Here is a 403-nt window from a genome sequence, read left to right on the forward strand (position 1 = left end):
AAAAAAGCCAAAGATAAATTCTGCATTTATCTTTGGCATCTCTATCCATGCATGCCTTACTTATTCAGCGAGAAAAGTAAGTCTACTTAGTCATCATATGATAACCAGCAAAGTAAATGGTGGAGCTATGCGGGATCGAACCGCAGACCTCCTGCGTGCAAGGCAGGCGCTCTCCCAGCTGAGCTATAGCCCCATTTACATGCAGTCAAACAAATATATACGTATAAATGACCAAATCTTTTCTAATCAAGGCAGATGGTGGCGACGTTTAGCTTTCTTAAACGAGTCACTATCTAACGCAGAGTAGGAAAGATTTTGGTGGGTCAGAGTGGACTTGAACCACCGACCTCACCCTTATCAGGGGTGCGCTCTAACCAGCTGAGCTACAGACCCATTTATACTT

2 tRNA genes are annotated in these 403 nt (G+C 43.9%); both read right to left on the minus strand.

What is annotated here, in order from left to right:
* Positions 1-117: 117 nt before the first annotated feature.
* Positions 118-193: transfer RNA gene (locus tag AB4135_RS22120), tRNA-Ala, on the minus strand.
* 123 nt (positions 194-316) lie between these two features.
* Positions 317-393 (minus strand) — tRNA-Ile (locus tag AB4135_RS22125).
* Between the last annotated feature and the right edge of the window lie 10 nt (positions 394-403).

The sequence above is a fragment of the Shewanella sp. 10N.286.54.B9 genome (assembly GCF_041468565.1).
Classification (GTDB): Bacteria; Pseudomonadota; Gammaproteobacteria; order Enterobacterales; family Shewanellaceae; genus Shewanella.